Source organism: Cupriavidus sp. WGlv3 (genome assembly GCF_023952475.1).
GTDB classification, from domain to species: Bacteria; Pseudomonadota; Gammaproteobacteria; order Burkholderiales; family Burkholderiaceae; genus Cupriavidus; species Cupriavidus phytorum.
The window spans coordinates 46,898-60,430 of sequence record NZ_JALHRX010000007.1; the positions used below are offsets into that span (position 1 = coordinate 46,898).

Sequence of the window (13,533 nt, forward strand, 5' to 3'; positions counted from 1 at the left end):
CCCATGTCAAAAGCCCTCATCATCGCGGAAAAGCCGTCGGTCGCGGCGGATATCGCCCGTGCCCTCGGGGGGTTTACCAAGCACGACGAGTATTTCGAGAACGATGACTACGTGCTGTCCTCCGCCGTCGGCCACCTGGTGGAGATCGCCGCGCCGGACGAATACGAGGTCAAGCGCGGCAAGTGGAGCTTCGCCAACCTGCCGGTGATTCCGCCGCACTTCGACCTGCGCCCGATCGCCAAGACCGAGTCGCGCCTGAAGGTGCTGAACCGGCTGATCAAGCGCAAGGACGTGACCGCGCTGATCAACGCCTGCGACGCGGGGCGCGAAGGGGAACTGATCTTTCGCCTGATCGCGCAGCAGGCCAAGGCCAAGCAGCCGGTGCGCCGGCTGTGGCTGCAATCGATGACGCAACAGGCGATCCGCGACGGCTTTGCCGCCCTGCGCGAAGACGAAGACATGCTGCCGCTGGCCGATGCCGCGCGCTGCCGCTCCGAGGCCGACTGGCTGGTCGGCATCAACGGCACCCGCGCCATGACCGCGTTCAACAGCAAGGGCGGAGGCTTTTTCCTGACCACCGTGGGCCGCGTGCAGACGCCGACGCTGTCGATCGTGGTGGAGCGCGAAGAGAAGATCAAGCACTTCGTGCCGCGCGACTACTGGGAGGTGCGCGCCGAGTTCATCGCCGCCGCCGGCCTGTACGAAGGCCGCTGGTTCGATCCCAAGTTCAAGAAGAACGAGTTCGACCCCGAGGCGCGCGATTCGCGGCTGTGGAGCGAGGCCGAGGCCAAGAGCATCGTTGCCGCCTGCCGCGACAAGCCGGGCACCGTCACCGAGGAATCCAAGCCGTCGACGCAACAGTCGCCGGCGCTGTTCGACCTGACCACGCTGCAGCGCGAGGCCAACTCGCGCTTCGGCTTCTCGGCCAAGAACACGCTCGGCCTGGCGCAGGCCCTGTATGAAAAGCACAAGGTCCTGACCTACCCGCGTACCGACGCGCGCGCGCTGCCCGAAGACTACCTGGACACGGTCAAGCAGACCATGGACATGCTTGCCGACAGCTCGCCCAACTACCTGCCGCACGCCAAGAAGATCCTGGCGCAGGGCTGGGTCAAGCCGAACAAGCGGATCTTCGACAACAGCAAGATCAGCGACCACTTCGCCATCATCCCGACGCTGCAGGCGCCTAAAAACCTGTCCGAACCGGAGCAGAAGCTGTACGACCTGGTGGTGCGCCGCTTCCTGGCGGTGTTCTTCCCGGCGGCCGAGTTCCAGGTCACCACGCGCATTACCGAAGTCGCCGGCCACCACTTCAAGACCGAAGGCAAGGTGCTGGTCAACCCGGGCTGGCTGGTGATCTACGGCCGCGAAGCGCAAGGCGACAAAGATGCCGCCAACCTGGTGCCGGTGGCCAAGGATGAAAAGGTCAAGACCGACAAGGTCGAGGGCGTCGGCCTGACCACCAAGCCGCCCGCGCGCTACAACGAAGCCACGCTGCTGTCGGCGATGGAAGGCGCCGGCAAGCTGGTGGACGACGACGCACTGCGCGAAGCCATGGCCGGCAAGGGCCTGGGCACGCCGGCCACGCGCGCGGCGATCATCGAAGGGCTGCTGACCGAGAAATACCTGGTGCGCGAAGGCCGCGAGCTGATCCCCACCGCCAAGGCGTTCCAGCTGATGACGCTGCTGCGCGGCCTGGGCGTGCAGGAACTGACCCAGGCGGAACTGACCGGCGAGTGGGAGCACAAGCTGTCGCAGATCGAGCGCGGCCGCCTCAAGCGCGACGAGTTCATGCGCGAGATCGCGCAGATGACGCAGCAGATCGTCAAGCGCGCCAAGGAATACGACAGCGACACCATCCCGGGTGACTACGCCACGCTGGACACGCCGTGCCCGCAGTGCGGTGGCCAGGTCAAGGAGAACTACCGCCGCTTTGCCTGCACCGCATGCGAGTTCTCGATCAGCAAGATCCCGGGTGGACGCCAGTTCGAGATCGACGAAGTCGAGGAACTGCTGCTGAAGAAGGAGATCGGTCCGCTGCAGGGTTTCCGCAGCAAGATGGGCCGCCCGTTCGCCGCCATCCTCAAGCTGGGCAAGGACGACGAAGGCCATTACAAGATGGAGTTCGACTTCGGCCAGAATGACGACGACAACGACGGCGAGCCGGTCGACTTCAGCGGCCAGCAGCCGGTGGGAACCTGCCCGAAGTGCGGCGGCTCGGTGTTCGAGCACGGCATGAAGTACGTCTGCGAGAACAGCACCACCAGCCCCAAGAGCTGCGACTTCACCACCGGTAAGATCATCCTGCAGCAGGAAATCAGCCGCGAGCAGATCGGCAAGCTGCTCAACGAAGGCAAGACCGACCTGCTGACGGGCTTCAAGTCGTCGCGCACCGGCCGCAACTTCAAGGCCTTCCTGGTCAAGCAGCCGGACGGCAAGATCGGCTTCGAGTTCGAGGTGCGCGAGCCCAAGGCCGGCGCCAAGACGGCCGCCAAGGCCCCGGCCAAGGCGGCAGCGCGCGGCACGGCGGAAGCCGAGGCGGCGCCGGCGCCCAAGACAACCGCCAAGACTGCGGCCAAGACCGCCGCCGCCAAGGCCCCGGCGAAGAAGGCCGCGGCAAAGAAGGCGCCCGCCAAGACCGCCGCGGCCAAGAAGACGCGCGCGGCAGCGGCCGGCGAGTAAGCGCGATGCCCATGCAAAAACGCCCGGCAATGCCGGGCGTTTTGCTTTCCGCGGGACGCAAACCGTGCGCTGGTTCAGCTACGCAAGGCGTGGGCATCAAGGCTGACGGCGGGCTGCTCTTCCTTGCCCCGCACATGCCCTTCTTCCAGCAGGAAGTCGATAAAGGCGCGCACCTTGGTGGGCAGGAACTTGCGGCTGGGATAGACCACGCTGACATCGCGCCGCGGCAACTGGTACTGCGGCAGCACGTGCACCAGCCGGCCCGATTCGATATTGGGCCGCGCCAGGTAGGACGAGAGCATGGCCACGCCCATGTCGGCCAGCGCGGCCTGGTGCGCCAGTTCGGCATTGCTGCACAGTAGCCCCGGGCGGATCGGCACGGTCACCTCGCCTTCGGGCCCGAGCAGCGTCCATTCGTGCTCGGCACTGGGCAGGCGCATGGCGATGCAGCGATGGTGGCTGAGCTCATGGGCATGGCGGATCGGCGCATGCGCGGCAACATAGCCGGGCGAGGCGCACAGGATCACCTCGGCCGACAGCAGCGGCCGCGCCACCAGGTGCGAGCCCAGCCCCAGGTCCGACAGCATCACCGCCACGTCGCGGCCTTCCTCGACGATATCGACATTGCGGTCGGACAGGATCACGTCGAACACCACCTCCGGATAAAGCTGCTGGAAGCGCGACAGCAACTCGGGCAGCAGGTGCAGGCCGAACATCACTGGCGTCACCAGGCGCAGCGTGCCGGACAGCGACTGGCTGCGCGCCGTGACCACGCTTTCGGCTTCTTCCACGTCTTCCAGGATCTGCTGGCAGCGCTGCAGGTAGGTCTCGCCGGCATCGGTCAGCGACAGGCTGCGGGTGGTCCGGTTGAGCAGGCGCGTGCCGAGGTGGCTTTCCAGGTCGGCCACGTAGCGCGTGACCACCGCGTTGGACATTTCCAGCTGCTGCGCTGCACGCGCGAAGCTGCCGAGCTCCACCACTTTGGAAAACACACGCATCGACTGCAGGCGATCCATGACATAGTCTCCCGATTCTTCGCTGAATTCTTACGCAATCAGCTTGTTTTATTGTCCGAATCAAAACTAATCATTGTGGATCCTGATATTTATTGATATGAGGGAAATGCCTAATATCTAGCCATCGGATGCCGCAATGCAACATGCCCTTCTCCTGAAGGTGCCGGATCAGGCATCCACGCTATAGGAAAGGCCTGAGTCATGAAATCCAACCGTTACGCCCTCATCGCTGTCGCCACCGTCGCTGCCGCCCTCTCCGCCGCGCCCGCCTTTGCCAAGAACGGCAAGTTCGACGTCTACACCGACGGCGCCAAGGTAGCCAGCTTCGACGTCTATGCGGACGGCGCCCGGGCCGGCAAGTTCGACCCGTACACGGATGGTGCCAAGGCCGGCAAGTTCGACGCCTTTACCGACGGCGCCCGCACCGGCAAGTTCGACACCTTCTCGGAAGGCGCGAAGTACGACACCACCACCGATCGCGCGCCGCTCTGAGCCGGCGCGGTCCACCGCTTGAACCTGGTCTCCACAGGTCTTTAGGAGAGCGCCCCGCGTCTCTCCCGCTTTATTGGAGAAGAAGCCCGCACCGGGACCGGTGCGGGCTTCTTTGTTTCCGAGGCCGGCAGATCCGGGCCGAACTCTGGTCGATTATGCCAGACGCCGCAACGCAACAAGGGCTGGTGGATACCCGGCGGTGGTGGCACCAAAGAAAAACGGGCCATGATGGCCCGTTTTGCTGACCCCGCTGCGACTTAATCGTCGTAGTGGTGGCGATGATGGTGCTTGTGCTTCTTGCGCTTGTAATGGCTCTTGTTGTAGTAGCGGCGATCGTCGTCGTACGAGTTGTTGCGCGAGATATTGCCCCCCAGCGCCGCGCCGGCACCGCCGCCCAGGCCGGCGCCGATCAGGCCGCCGGTGCGCCCGCCCATGGCGTTGCCGGCCGCGGTGCCGGCACCACCGCCCAGCGCGCCGCCGATGATGGCGCCGGTGCGCTCGCGGCGGTTGGACGTGACCGCGCCACCGGCGCCGCCGCCCACCGCCCCGCCGATCACCGCGCCGGTGCTGCCACCGAGCGCGCCGCCGACTGCGGCACCGGCGACACCGCCGAGCGCGCCGCCAAGGGCATTGTTCATGTCGCCCGCGACGGCCGGCAGCGCGCAGGCCGCCAGGGCAAGGGCAACGGCTAGGTTGCGAACGGGATGGCGAGTCATATGTTTTTTCCTCGAATTGCCATGATGTGTCGCAAGTGTAGATAAGGTGCCGCAGCCTTGCTGTAACCACCTGTAAAGCCCTGTAACCCACTGCAGAAACGGTATCGGGCCATTACCAGGGCGCGGTGAAAATACAACACTTGATAAAAAGACAGGCGACCATGTGATCGCCTGTCTGCATTGTCTGCCGCCGAGCCAGGTTCGGCGGCGATGATCAATATGTTCTTAGCAGCACTTTCCCTGACCGCCGCCGTAGCGCGCTTCCTGGCGCTCGCGGAAAAACTCCTCGTAGCTCATCGGCGCACGGTCAGGATGCGTGCTTTCCATATGCGCCACATAGGTCTGGTAGTCAGGCAGCCCGACCATCAGCCGCAGCGACTGCCCGAGGTACCGGCCCATGGTGCCAAGTTGTTCCAGCATGGCGGCTCCTTGTCGAGGTCAGGATCAGGACTGCGCCGAAGCGGCGCCCGGCAGCGGCTCGAACGGCGTTTCCTTGTCGGTCGGGCGGTTCACGGCGCGGGCCTGCAGCGCGGTCTTGAAGCCGTAGCACACGATCGACAGCACCACCACCATGAACAGCGCGCACAGGCCGGCGTCCAGGTAGTCGTTGAAGACGATGCGGTGCATCTGCTCCATCGACTTGGCCGGCGCCAGCACCTTGCCTTCGGCGATGGCGGCGCTGAACTTGGCGGCGTGGGTCAGGAAGCTGACCTTCGGGTCGGCATGGAACAGCTTCTGCCAGCCGGCGGTCAGCGTGCAGATCAGCAGCCAGACCGTCGGTACCAGCGTGACCCAGGCGTACTGGCCGCGCTTCATCTTGACCAGCACGCAGGTGCCCAGCACCAGCGCCACCGCGGCCAGCATCTGGTTGGAGATGCCGAACAGCGGCCACAGCGTATTGATGCCGCCGAGCGGATCGACCACGCCCTGGTACAGGAAGTAGCCCCACGCCGCGACCGTCAGCGCGGTCGCGATCAGGTTGGCCGGCAGCGAGTCGGTGCGCTTCATCGACGGCACGAAGCTGCCCAGCAGGTCCTGCAGCATGAAGCGGCCGGCGCGGGTGCCCGCGTCGACGGCGGTCAGGATGAAGAGCGCCTCGAACAGGATGGCGAAGTGGTACCAGAACGCCATCATGGCCTGGCCGCCGACCACCTGGTGCAGGATGTGGGCGATGCCCACCGCCAGCGTCGGGGCGCCGCCGGCGCGCGAGATGATGGTGTTCTCGCCGACGTCCTTGGCGGTCTGCACCAGCACGTCGGGCGTGATCACGAAGCCCCAGGTCGACACCGCCTGCGCCACCGCCTCGGGCGTGGTGCCGATCACCGCGGCCGGGCTGTTCATGGCGAAGTACACGCCGGGCTCGATCACCGCGGCGGCCACCAGCGCCATGATGGCGACGAAGGACTCGGCCAGCATCGCGCCGTAGCCGATGAAGCGCGCGTGGGATTCGTTCTCCAGCAGCTTGGGCGTGGTGCCCGACGAGATCAGCGCATGGAAGCCCGACACCGCGCCGCAGGCGATGGTGATGAACAGGAACGGGAACAGGTTGCCCGACCACACCGGTCCGCCGCCCTCGGCAAACTGCGTGAAGGCCGGCATCTTCAGCTCCGGCGCGACGATCAGGATGCCGACGGCCAGCGCGATGATGGTGCCGATCTTCAGGAAGGTCGACAGGTAGTCGCGCGGGGCCAGCAGCAGCCACACCGGCAGCACGGCGGCGACAAAGCCGTAGATGATCAGCATCCAGGTCAGCGCCTTGCCGTCGTAGGTGAACAGCGGCGCCAGCACGGCGCTTTCATGCACGTACTGCCCGCCGATGATGGCCAGCATCAGCAGCACGAAGCCGATCACCGAGACCTCGCCGATGCGGCCCGGGCGGATGTAGCGGGTGTAGATACCCATGAAGATGGCAATGGGGATGGTCACCGCCACGGTGAAGGTGCCCCACGGCGAGTCCGCCAGCGCCTTCACCACGATCAGCGCCAGCACTGCCAGGATGATGATCATGATCATGAAGCAGCCGAACAGCGCGATCATGCCCGGCACCGTGCCCATCTCGGACTTGACCAGGTCGCCCAGCGAGCGGCCGTCGCGGCGCGTGGAGATGAACAGGATCATGAAGTCCTGCACCGCGCCGGCGAACACCACGCCGGCCAGCAGCCACAGCATGCCGGGCATATAGCCCATCTGCGCGGCCAGCACCGGGCCCACCAGCGGGCCGGCGCCGGCAATCGCGGCGAAGTGGTGGCCGAACAGCACCGCCTTGTTGGTCGGCACGTAGTCCAGGCCATCGTTATGGCGCCACGCGGGCGTCATGCGCTTGGGATCGAGCTGCATCACCTTGTCGGCGATAAAGCGGCTGTAGTACCGATAGGCGATCAGGTAGATGCAGAGCGCGGCAACCACGATCCACAGCGCGCTGACGGCTTCGCCGCGCGCCAGCGCGACGGTGCCGAAGGCAAACGCGCCAAGGATGGCGACGGCCAGCCACACCAGGTGTTCTCCGATGCGATTCATAGTGAAGGGTCTCCTCAGACCGGGATTTGGAAAGCCTGCGGCGGCGAAGGACTGGCAACTGGCAACGGGCGGGTCGGCGGCGGGCGCGCCTGGGGCGGGCAGCGAGGGCAATCCGGCGGTGAGGGGTCTCCTGGACTGCTGGAATGAATTGCTGCGCGCCCGGTTCGTGTCGTTTCCGGATCTCGTCTTGCAGGCAGGCGGTGCACCAGCCGGGTAGGCGGTGCACCAACTGCGTGGACCCGCGCCGCATGTTGGGGCGGCTTGCGCGTCCGGCGTGTAGTATTGACAGCCGCCAAACCCGGCACAAGCGCGTAACTACGCAGCACTTCTGCGTACTACTACGCAAGTCGACGGTGGCATGCCGCCTGCGCGGCATCGGTGTTTACCCCCGTTCCCCCGGTCTTGTATGAAACTCCGCCAGAAAATCCTGTTGCTCGCCGTGGCGCCGCTCGCGGTGGCGATGCTCGGCATCGCGCTGGCGGTGCGCTACCAGGCCACCCAGCTGGCGCAGCACGAGCGCGCGCTGGTCGAGGCCGCGTACCTGCAGAGCAAGGAGACCGAGCTGCGCCACTACGTGGAACTGGCGCAGAGCGCGATCGCGCCGCTGGTGCGCTCCGGCCGCAACGACGCCGCCACGCGCCAGGCAGCGATGGAAGCGCTGGCGCGGCTCGACTACGGTCCCGACGGCTACTTCTTCCTGTACGACCTGCAGGGCCGCAACCTGATGCATCCGCGCCAGCCCGAGCTGGTCGGCCAGGACTTATGGACACTGCGCGACCCGCAGGGCGCGCCTACCATCCAGCAGCTGATCGCCGCGGCCAGGGACGGCGGCGGCGCGGTGCGCTACCAGTGGCGCAAGCCCTCGTCGCAGCAGCTGGCGCCCAAGCTCGGCTACGTGGTGGCGGTGCCCGAATGGGGCTGGATGCTCGGCACCGGCATCTACCTGGATGACGTCGAAAGCACGCTGCGCCAACTCGACGCGCGCGCCGAGACCGATATCCGCGAAACCATGGCGTGGATCGGCGTGATCGCCGGCATCAGCATCCTGCTGGTGGCAGCGAGCGGCCTGGCGCTGAACGTGAGCGAACACCGCGAGGCCGACGCCAAGCTGCGCCAGCTGGCGCAGCGCGTGGTGCAGTCGCAGGAAGAAGAGCGCGCGCGGCTGTCGCGCGAGCTGCACGACGGCATCAGCCAGCTGCTGGTCTCGGTCAAGCTGGTGCTGGAAACCGCCGCCAACCGGCTGCGCCTGGCCCCGTCCGAAGGCGCGGCGGTGGCGCCGGTGCTGGGCATGGCGCTGAACCGGCTCGACACCGTCTTCAATGAAGTGCGACGCGTGGCGCGCAACCTGCGCCCGGCGCTGCTCGATGACCTGGGGCTGTTCGCCGCGCTCCAGCACCTGGCGCGCGAGATGCAGGGCGGCAGCGGCCTCGAGATCGTGGTGACGCAAAGCGGCACCCCGCGCGAACTGCCCGACGAGCAGGCCACGGCGCTGTTCCGCATCGCCCAGGAAGCGCTGACCAACGTCGAGCGCCACGCCGGCGCCCGGCGCGTTGCCGTGTCGCTCGCCTTCGACGCGGATGCCACGCGGCTGGCCGTGCGCGACGACGGCCACGGCTTCGACGTCGCGCGCATGCAGGCCGACCCGCAGCGCGGCATTGGCCTGCGCAACCTGCGCGAGCGCATCGCCGCGCTGTGCGGGCAGTTCGACATCCTTTCCGGCCTGGGCGGCACCCAGATCATCGCCTCGCTGCCGCTGGCCAGCCCGGCGAGCGCCGCGCGCGATGCCATTACCGCAGGACCCTCGCAGTCATGATCCAGTTTCTTGCCGAAGATCGCGAAGACAACGAAGCGCCCGCGCGCGTGCTGCTGATCGACGACCACGCGCTGGTGCGCGACGGCATGCGCATGCACCTGGCGCTGCAGCCCGGGCTGCGCGTGGTGGGCGAAGCCGACGACGGCGAAGCCGCGCTGGCGTGGCTGGACCGCGCCGGCGCGGGCGAGATGCCGGACCTGGTGATCACCGATATCGGCATGCGCGGCATGGGCGGCATTGCGCTGGCGGCGGCGCTGCATGACCGCTATCCCGAGCTGGCGGTGCTGATCGTGTCGATGCACGACAACCTGGAATACGTGCGCCAGGCCGTGCGTGCGGGCGCGCGCGGCTATGTGCTCAAGGACGCCCCGGCCGACGAGCTGATCGCGGCGATCCGCTCGGTGCTGGCCGGGCGCGTGTTCTACAGTGCCCGCATCGCGCGCGGCATCGCCGAGCAAAGCCCGGCGGCGGGCCCGCTCGATGCGCTCACGCCGCGCGAGCGCGATATCCTGCGCGGCATCGGCCGCGGCCTGGCTAACAAGGAGATCGCGGCGCAGCTGGGGGTGTCGGTGCGCACCGTCGAGACCCATCGGCTCAACCTGAAGCGCAAGCTGGGGATCGAGGGGCGGGCCGGGCTGGTGAAGTATGCGGTGGAGACGCTGGGGGACAGCGAGGGCGCATAGAAAAACGCCCGCCTTGGTCAAAGGCGGGCGTTTGACTGGCTCAGGACTTTGGGCTGCTTAGCCGTCCAGTCGCTTGCCGAGCGCCGCGCGCGTCTGCGCCAGCGCCTGCGGCAGGTGGTGCTGCAGCTGCGTGAACAGCTGGTCATGCAGCGCCAGCTCCTTCTGCCAGGCATCGCGGTCGATCGAGGTGACCTGCTCGAACTGCGCCGGCGAGAACTCGACGCCGTTCCAGTTCAGGTCCTGGTACCGCGGCGAGGTGCCGAACACGTGCTCGGCGCCCTGCCCCTTGCCTTCCACGCGGTCGATCATCCACGACAGCACGCGCATGTTCTCGCCAAAGCCCGGCCACACGAAGTTGCCGTCGGCGTCCTTGCGGAACCAGTTGACGCAGTAGATCTTCGGCAGCTTCGCCCCCGCGGCCTCGAGCTTGTTGCCCAATGCGAGCCAGTGGCCGAAGTAGTCGCTCATGTTGTAGCCGCAGAACGGCAGCATGGCGAACGGGTCGCGGCGCACCACGCCTTGCTGGCCGGCCGCCGCGGCGGTGGTTTCCGAGCCCATGGTGGCGGCCATGTAGACGCCTTCGGTCCAGTTGCGCGCCTCGGTCACCAGCGGCACCGTGGTCGAGCGGCGGCCACCGAAGATGAACGCATCGATGGGGACGCCGGCCGGGTTGTCCCAGTTGTCGTCGATCGACGGGCATTGCGACGCGGGCGCGGTGAAGCGTGCGTTCGGATGCGCGGCCTTGGCGCCGGTGGCCCTGGCGATCTCCGGGGTCCAGTCCTTGCCCTGCCAGTCGATCAGGTGCGCGGGCGCTTCCTTGGTCATGCCTTCCCACCACACGTCGCCGTCGTCGGTCAGCGCCACGTTGGTGAAGATGACGTTTTCCTTGAGCGTCGCCATCGCGTTGTAGTTGGTCTTCTCGCTGGTGCCCGGCGCCACGCCGAAGTAGCCGGCTTCGGGGTTGATCGCGTACAGGCGGCCGTCCTTGCCCGGCTTGATCCAGGCGATGTCGTCGCCGATGGTGGTGACCTTCCAGCCCTCGAAACCCTTGGGCGGGATCAGCATGGCGAAGTTGGTCTTGCCGCAGGCCGACGGGAAGGCCGCGGCGACATGGTATTTCTTGCCCTCGGGCGAGGTCACGCCGAGGATCAGCATGTGCTCGGCGAGCCAGCCTTCGTCGCGGCCCATGGTCGAGGCGATCCGCAGCGCGAAGCACTTCTTGCCCAGCAGCGCATTGCCGCCGTAGCCCGAGCCGAACGACCAGATCTCGCGCGTTTCCGGGAAATGCACGATGTACTTGGTGGGATTGCACGGCCACGCCACGTCTTGCTCGCCGGCGGCCAGCGGCTTGCCCACGGTGTGCACGCACGGCACGAAGGCGCCGTCGCTGCCCAGCACCTCGTACACGGCCTTGCCCATGCGGGTCATGATGCGCATGTTGACCGCCACGTACGGCGAATCCGACAGTTCCACGCCGATATGGGCGATCGGCGAACCCAGCGGCCCCATCGAGAACGGCACCACGTACAGGGTGCGGCCGCGCATGCAGCCGTCGAACAGGCCGGCCAGGGTCTGGCGCATCTCGGCCGGCGGCGTCCAGTTGTTGGTCGGACCGGCATCTTCCTGCTGCTCGGAGCAGATGAAGGTACGGTCTTCGACACGGGCCACGTCCGACGGGTCCGACAGGGCCAGGAAGGAGTTCTTGCGCTTGGCCGGGTTCAGCCGCTTCATGGTGCCGGCGGCGACCATCTGCTCGCACAGGCGGTCATATTCTTCCTGCGAGCCGTCACACCAGTAGATATTGTCGGGCTTGGTCAGCGCGGCGATTTCCGCGACCCAGGCGATCAGCTTGGGGTGCTTGACCCAGGCCGGCGCATTGACGGCTGCCGTACCTTGCATCGTGGGGTGGTTCATACTGCAAACTCCAGGTTTGTAAAGGGAAGGAAGGGAAGGAATCCGTACCAAGCCTGGCCGGCGGGTGGTCATGCGCGCCGGGCGCCGTATCCGCCACTGCTGCCGGCCACCGCATGCGTCGCCTCGGGAGCGTCACATCCCGTTACAACTCCGCGGCGGCCCGGTTTGCGCAAAAGGTCGCGGCGGTCGCCGCGGCTGCGCTACAGTGGCGCTTCGCCCGCGCGGGGTGGCCTGCAGATGCCGGCCGGGCTTTGTCCGGGGGCAGCCGCGTGACGGGAGCAACGCTCGACCGACAATCCGCGGCGGCACCGGAGCGGGCAAGGATACCACTGGCGCACCCCCCTGTTTTTTGCTGCGCAACAATTGCCGGCGCCGGCGGGCGTGGTATTTGCACCGCGCGACGACGGGGTTGCGGCACGCCGATGCGGGTTCGCAAACGTTTCACAACAATACTGTTGGCCTGCGCGCGCCTCGGTGGGCGCGCGCACCAACTGGCACAACGTCCCGAAGATAACCAGGGTTGCCGATGAAGATTGCCGTACTCGACGATTACCAGGATGCCGTGCGCAAGCTGCCTTGCTTCAGCCTGCTGGAGGGGCACGACGTCAAGGTGTTCAACAACACCGTCAAGGGCGTGGGCCAGCTGGCGGCGCGCCTGTCGGACGTGGAAGCCGTGGTGCTGATCCGCGAACGCACCCGCATCACGCGCCAACTGCTGGAAAAATTGCCCAAACTGAAGCTGATCAGCCAGACCGGCCGCGTCGGCGCTGGGCCCGGCAGCCACATCGACCTGGATGCCGCCACCGACCGCGGCGTGGCGGTGCTGGAAGGCGTGGGCTCGCCGGTGGCGCCGGCCGAGCTGACCTGGGCCCTGATCATGGCCGCCCAGCGCCGCATACCGCAATACGTAGCCAGCCTGAAGCATGGCGCGTGGCAGCAGTCGGGCCTCAAATCGACCACGATGCCGCCCAATTTCGGCCTGGGTCAGATGTTGCGCGGCCAGACCCTGGGGATCTGGGGCTACGGCAAGATCGGCCGGCTGCTGGCCGGCTACGGCCGCGCCTTCGGCATGAAGGTGCTGGTCTGGGGCCGCGAGGCATCACAGGAAGCCGCGCGCGCCGATGGCCTGGACGTGGCGGCATCCAAGGAGCAACTGTTCGCCGAAAGCGATGTGCTGTCGCTGCACCTGCGCCTGAACGACGACACCCGCGGCATCGTCAAGCAGGCAGACCTGACCGCGATGAAGCCGACCGCGCTGTTCGTCAACACCAGCCGCGCCGAACTGCTCGAAGAGAATGCCCTGGTCACCGCGCTGAACCGGGGCCGCCCGGGCATGGCGGCGATCGACGTGTTCGAGTCCGAGCCGATCCTGCAGGGCCACGCGCTGCTGCGCATGGAAAACTGCATCTGCACGCCGCACCTGGGCTATGTCGAACGCGACAGCTACGAGCTGTATTTCCGCACGGCGTTCCAGAACATCCTGGATGTGCTCGGTGGCAAGCATGACTGCATCGTCAACCCGAAGGCGCTGGCGCCGGTGTTGACGCGCTGAACCGGTTCGGGCTTCCGTTGGCGCGCGTCCCGGGCGCCAACGCGAATTTTCCGAACCCGCTACACTCGGGCCTTCCCCAGCCGCCGGCCGCAATGGCCTGGCGGCGGGCCCGACAAAACTACAAGGCGCCCTTCGCGCCGATTCCTCT

The 13,533-nt window shown here is 66.9% G+C and carries 10 protein-coding genes; 5 read left to right on the plus strand and 5 right to left on the minus strand.

Annotated features, from left to right (window positions below):
• The first annotated feature begins 3 nt into the window (after positions 1 to 3).
• The gene (locus MKD38_RS13965) at positions 4 to 2,682 is read left to right on the plus strand and encodes a DNA topoisomerase III (RefSeq protein WP_252677648.1); all 2,679 of its coding nucleotides are present in this window, start codon (positions 4 to 6) and stop codon (positions 2,680 to 2,682) included.
• Between the two features lie 74 nt (positions 2,683 to 2,756).
• On the opposite strand, the gene MKD38_RS13970 is transcribed toward MKD38_RS13965, so the two are convergent.
• Positions 2,757 to 3,698, minus strand: a complete 942-nt coding sequence (locus MKD38_RS13970) for a LysR family transcriptional regulator (RefSeq protein WP_252677649.1) — start codon at positions 3,696 to 3,698, stop codon at positions 2,757 to 2,759.
• Positions 3,699 to 3,899: 201 nt separating this feature from the next.
• Here MKD38_RS13970 and MKD38_RS13975 point away from each other — a divergent pair, with 201 nt between their 5' ends.
• Positions 3,900 to 4,190 carry a hypothetical protein gene (locus MKD38_RS13975; protein ID WP_252677650.1) on the plus strand — a complete coding sequence of 97 codons (291 nt, stop codon included), beginning with the start codon at positions 3,900 to 3,902 and terminating at the stop codon, positions 4,188 to 4,190.
• A gap of 257 nt (positions 4,191 to 4,447) precedes the next feature.
• Here the strand turns inward: MKD38_RS13975 and MKD38_RS13980 are convergent, their stop codons facing one another.
• The 3 genes from MKD38_RS13980 to MKD38_RS13990 all read right to left on the minus strand — a co-directional run bounded on the left by MKD38_RS13980 (position 4,448) and on the right by MKD38_RS13990 (position 7,423).
• On the minus strand, positions 4,448 to 4,906 hold the full coding sequence (locus MKD38_RS13980) for a hypothetical protein (protein WP_252677651.1): 459 nt from the start codon (positions 4,904 to 4,906) through the stop codon (positions 4,448 to 4,450).
• Positions 4,907 to 5,131: 225 nt separating this feature from the next.
• The gene (locus MKD38_RS13985; protein WP_012354346.1) at positions 5,132 to 5,326 is read right to left on the minus strand and encodes a YbdD/YjiX family protein; all 195 of its coding nucleotides are present in this window, start codon (positions 5,324 to 5,326) and stop codon (positions 5,132 to 5,134) included.
• A gap of 24 nt (positions 5,327 to 5,350) precedes the next feature.
• Complete coding sequence (locus tag MKD38_RS13990; RefSeq protein WP_252677653.1) at positions 5,351 to 7,423, minus strand: carbon starvation CstA family protein; 2,073 nt, start codon at positions 7,421 to 7,423, stop codon at positions 5,351 to 5,353.
• Positions 7,424 to 7,829: 406 nt separating this feature from the next.
• On the opposite strand from MKD38_RS13990, the gene MKD38_RS13995 reads away from it, so the two are divergent.
• Positions 7,830 to 9,236 carry a cache domain-containing protein gene (locus MKD38_RS13995; protein ID WP_252677655.1) on the plus strand — a complete coding sequence of 469 codons (1,407 nt, stop codon included), beginning with the start codon at positions 7,830 to 7,832 and terminating at the stop codon, positions 9,234 to 9,236.
• The gene (locus tag MKD38_RS14000; RefSeq protein ID WP_252677657.1) at positions 9,233 to 9,919 is read left to right on the plus strand and encodes a response regulator; all 687 of its coding nucleotides are present in this window, start codon (positions 9,233 to 9,235) and stop codon (positions 9,917 to 9,919) included. Before MKD38_RS13995 ends, MKD38_RS14000 begins: the two co-directional genes overlap by 4 nt.
• Positions 9,920 to 9,976: 57 nt before the next feature.
• Here the strand turns inward: MKD38_RS14000 and MKD38_RS14005 are convergent, their stop codons facing one another.
• Positions 9,977 to 11,833 carry a phosphoenolpyruvate carboxykinase (GTP) gene (locus tag MKD38_RS14005; RefSeq protein WP_252677660.1) on the minus strand — a complete coding sequence of 619 codons (1,857 nt, stop codon included), beginning with the start codon at positions 11,831 to 11,833 and terminating at the stop codon, positions 9,977 to 9,979.
• 526 nt (positions 11,834 to 12,359) lie between these two features.
• Between MKD38_RS14005 and MKD38_RS14010 the strand changes: the two genes are divergently transcribed.
• Positions 12,360 to 13,385, plus strand: a complete 1,026-nt coding sequence (locus MKD38_RS14010) for a D-2-hydroxyacid dehydrogenase family protein (protein WP_252677662.1) — start codon at positions 12,360 to 12,362, stop codon at positions 13,383 to 13,385.
• Positions 13,386 to 13,533: the final 148 nt, after the last annotated feature.

Coding starts and splice junctions, on each gene's coding strand:
- MKD38_RS14000 (WP_252677657.1), top strand. CDS start 9,233: ATGATCCAGTTTCTTGCCGAAGATCGCGAAGACAACGAAGCGCCCGCG.
- MKD38_RS14005 (WP_252677660.1), bottom strand. CDS start 11,833: ATGAACCACCCCACGATGCAAGGTACGGCAGCCGTCAATGCGCCGGCC.
- MKD38_RS13970 (WP_252677649.1), bottom strand. CDS start 3,698: ATGGATCGCCTGCAGTCGATGCGTGTGTTTTCCAAAGTGGTGGAGCTC.
- MKD38_RS13995 (WP_252677655.1), top strand. CDS start 7,830: ATGAAACTCCGCCAGAAAATCCTGTTGCTCGCCGTGGCGCCGCTCGCG.
- MKD38_RS13965 (WP_252677648.1), top strand. CDS start 4: ATGTCAAAAGCCCTCATCATCGCGGAAAAGCCGTCGGTCGCGGCGGAT.
- MKD38_RS13985 (WP_012354346.1), bottom strand. CDS start 5,326: ATGCTGGAACAACTTGGCACCATGGGCCGGTACCTCGGGCAGTCGCTG.
- MKD38_RS14010 (WP_252677662.1), top strand. CDS start 12,360: ATGAAGATTGCCGTACTCGACGATTACCAGGATGCCGTGCGCAAGCTG.
- MKD38_RS13990 (WP_252677653.1), bottom strand. CDS start 7,423: ATGAATCGCATCGGAGAACACCTGGTGTGGCTGGCCGTCGCCATCCTT.
- MKD38_RS13975 (WP_252677650.1), top strand. CDS start 3,900: ATGAAATCCAACCGTTACGCCCTCATCGCTGTCGCCACCGTCGCTGCC.
- MKD38_RS13980 (WP_252677651.1), bottom strand. CDS start 4,906: ATGACTCGCCATCCCGTTCGCAACCTAGCCGTTGCCCTTGCCCTGGCG.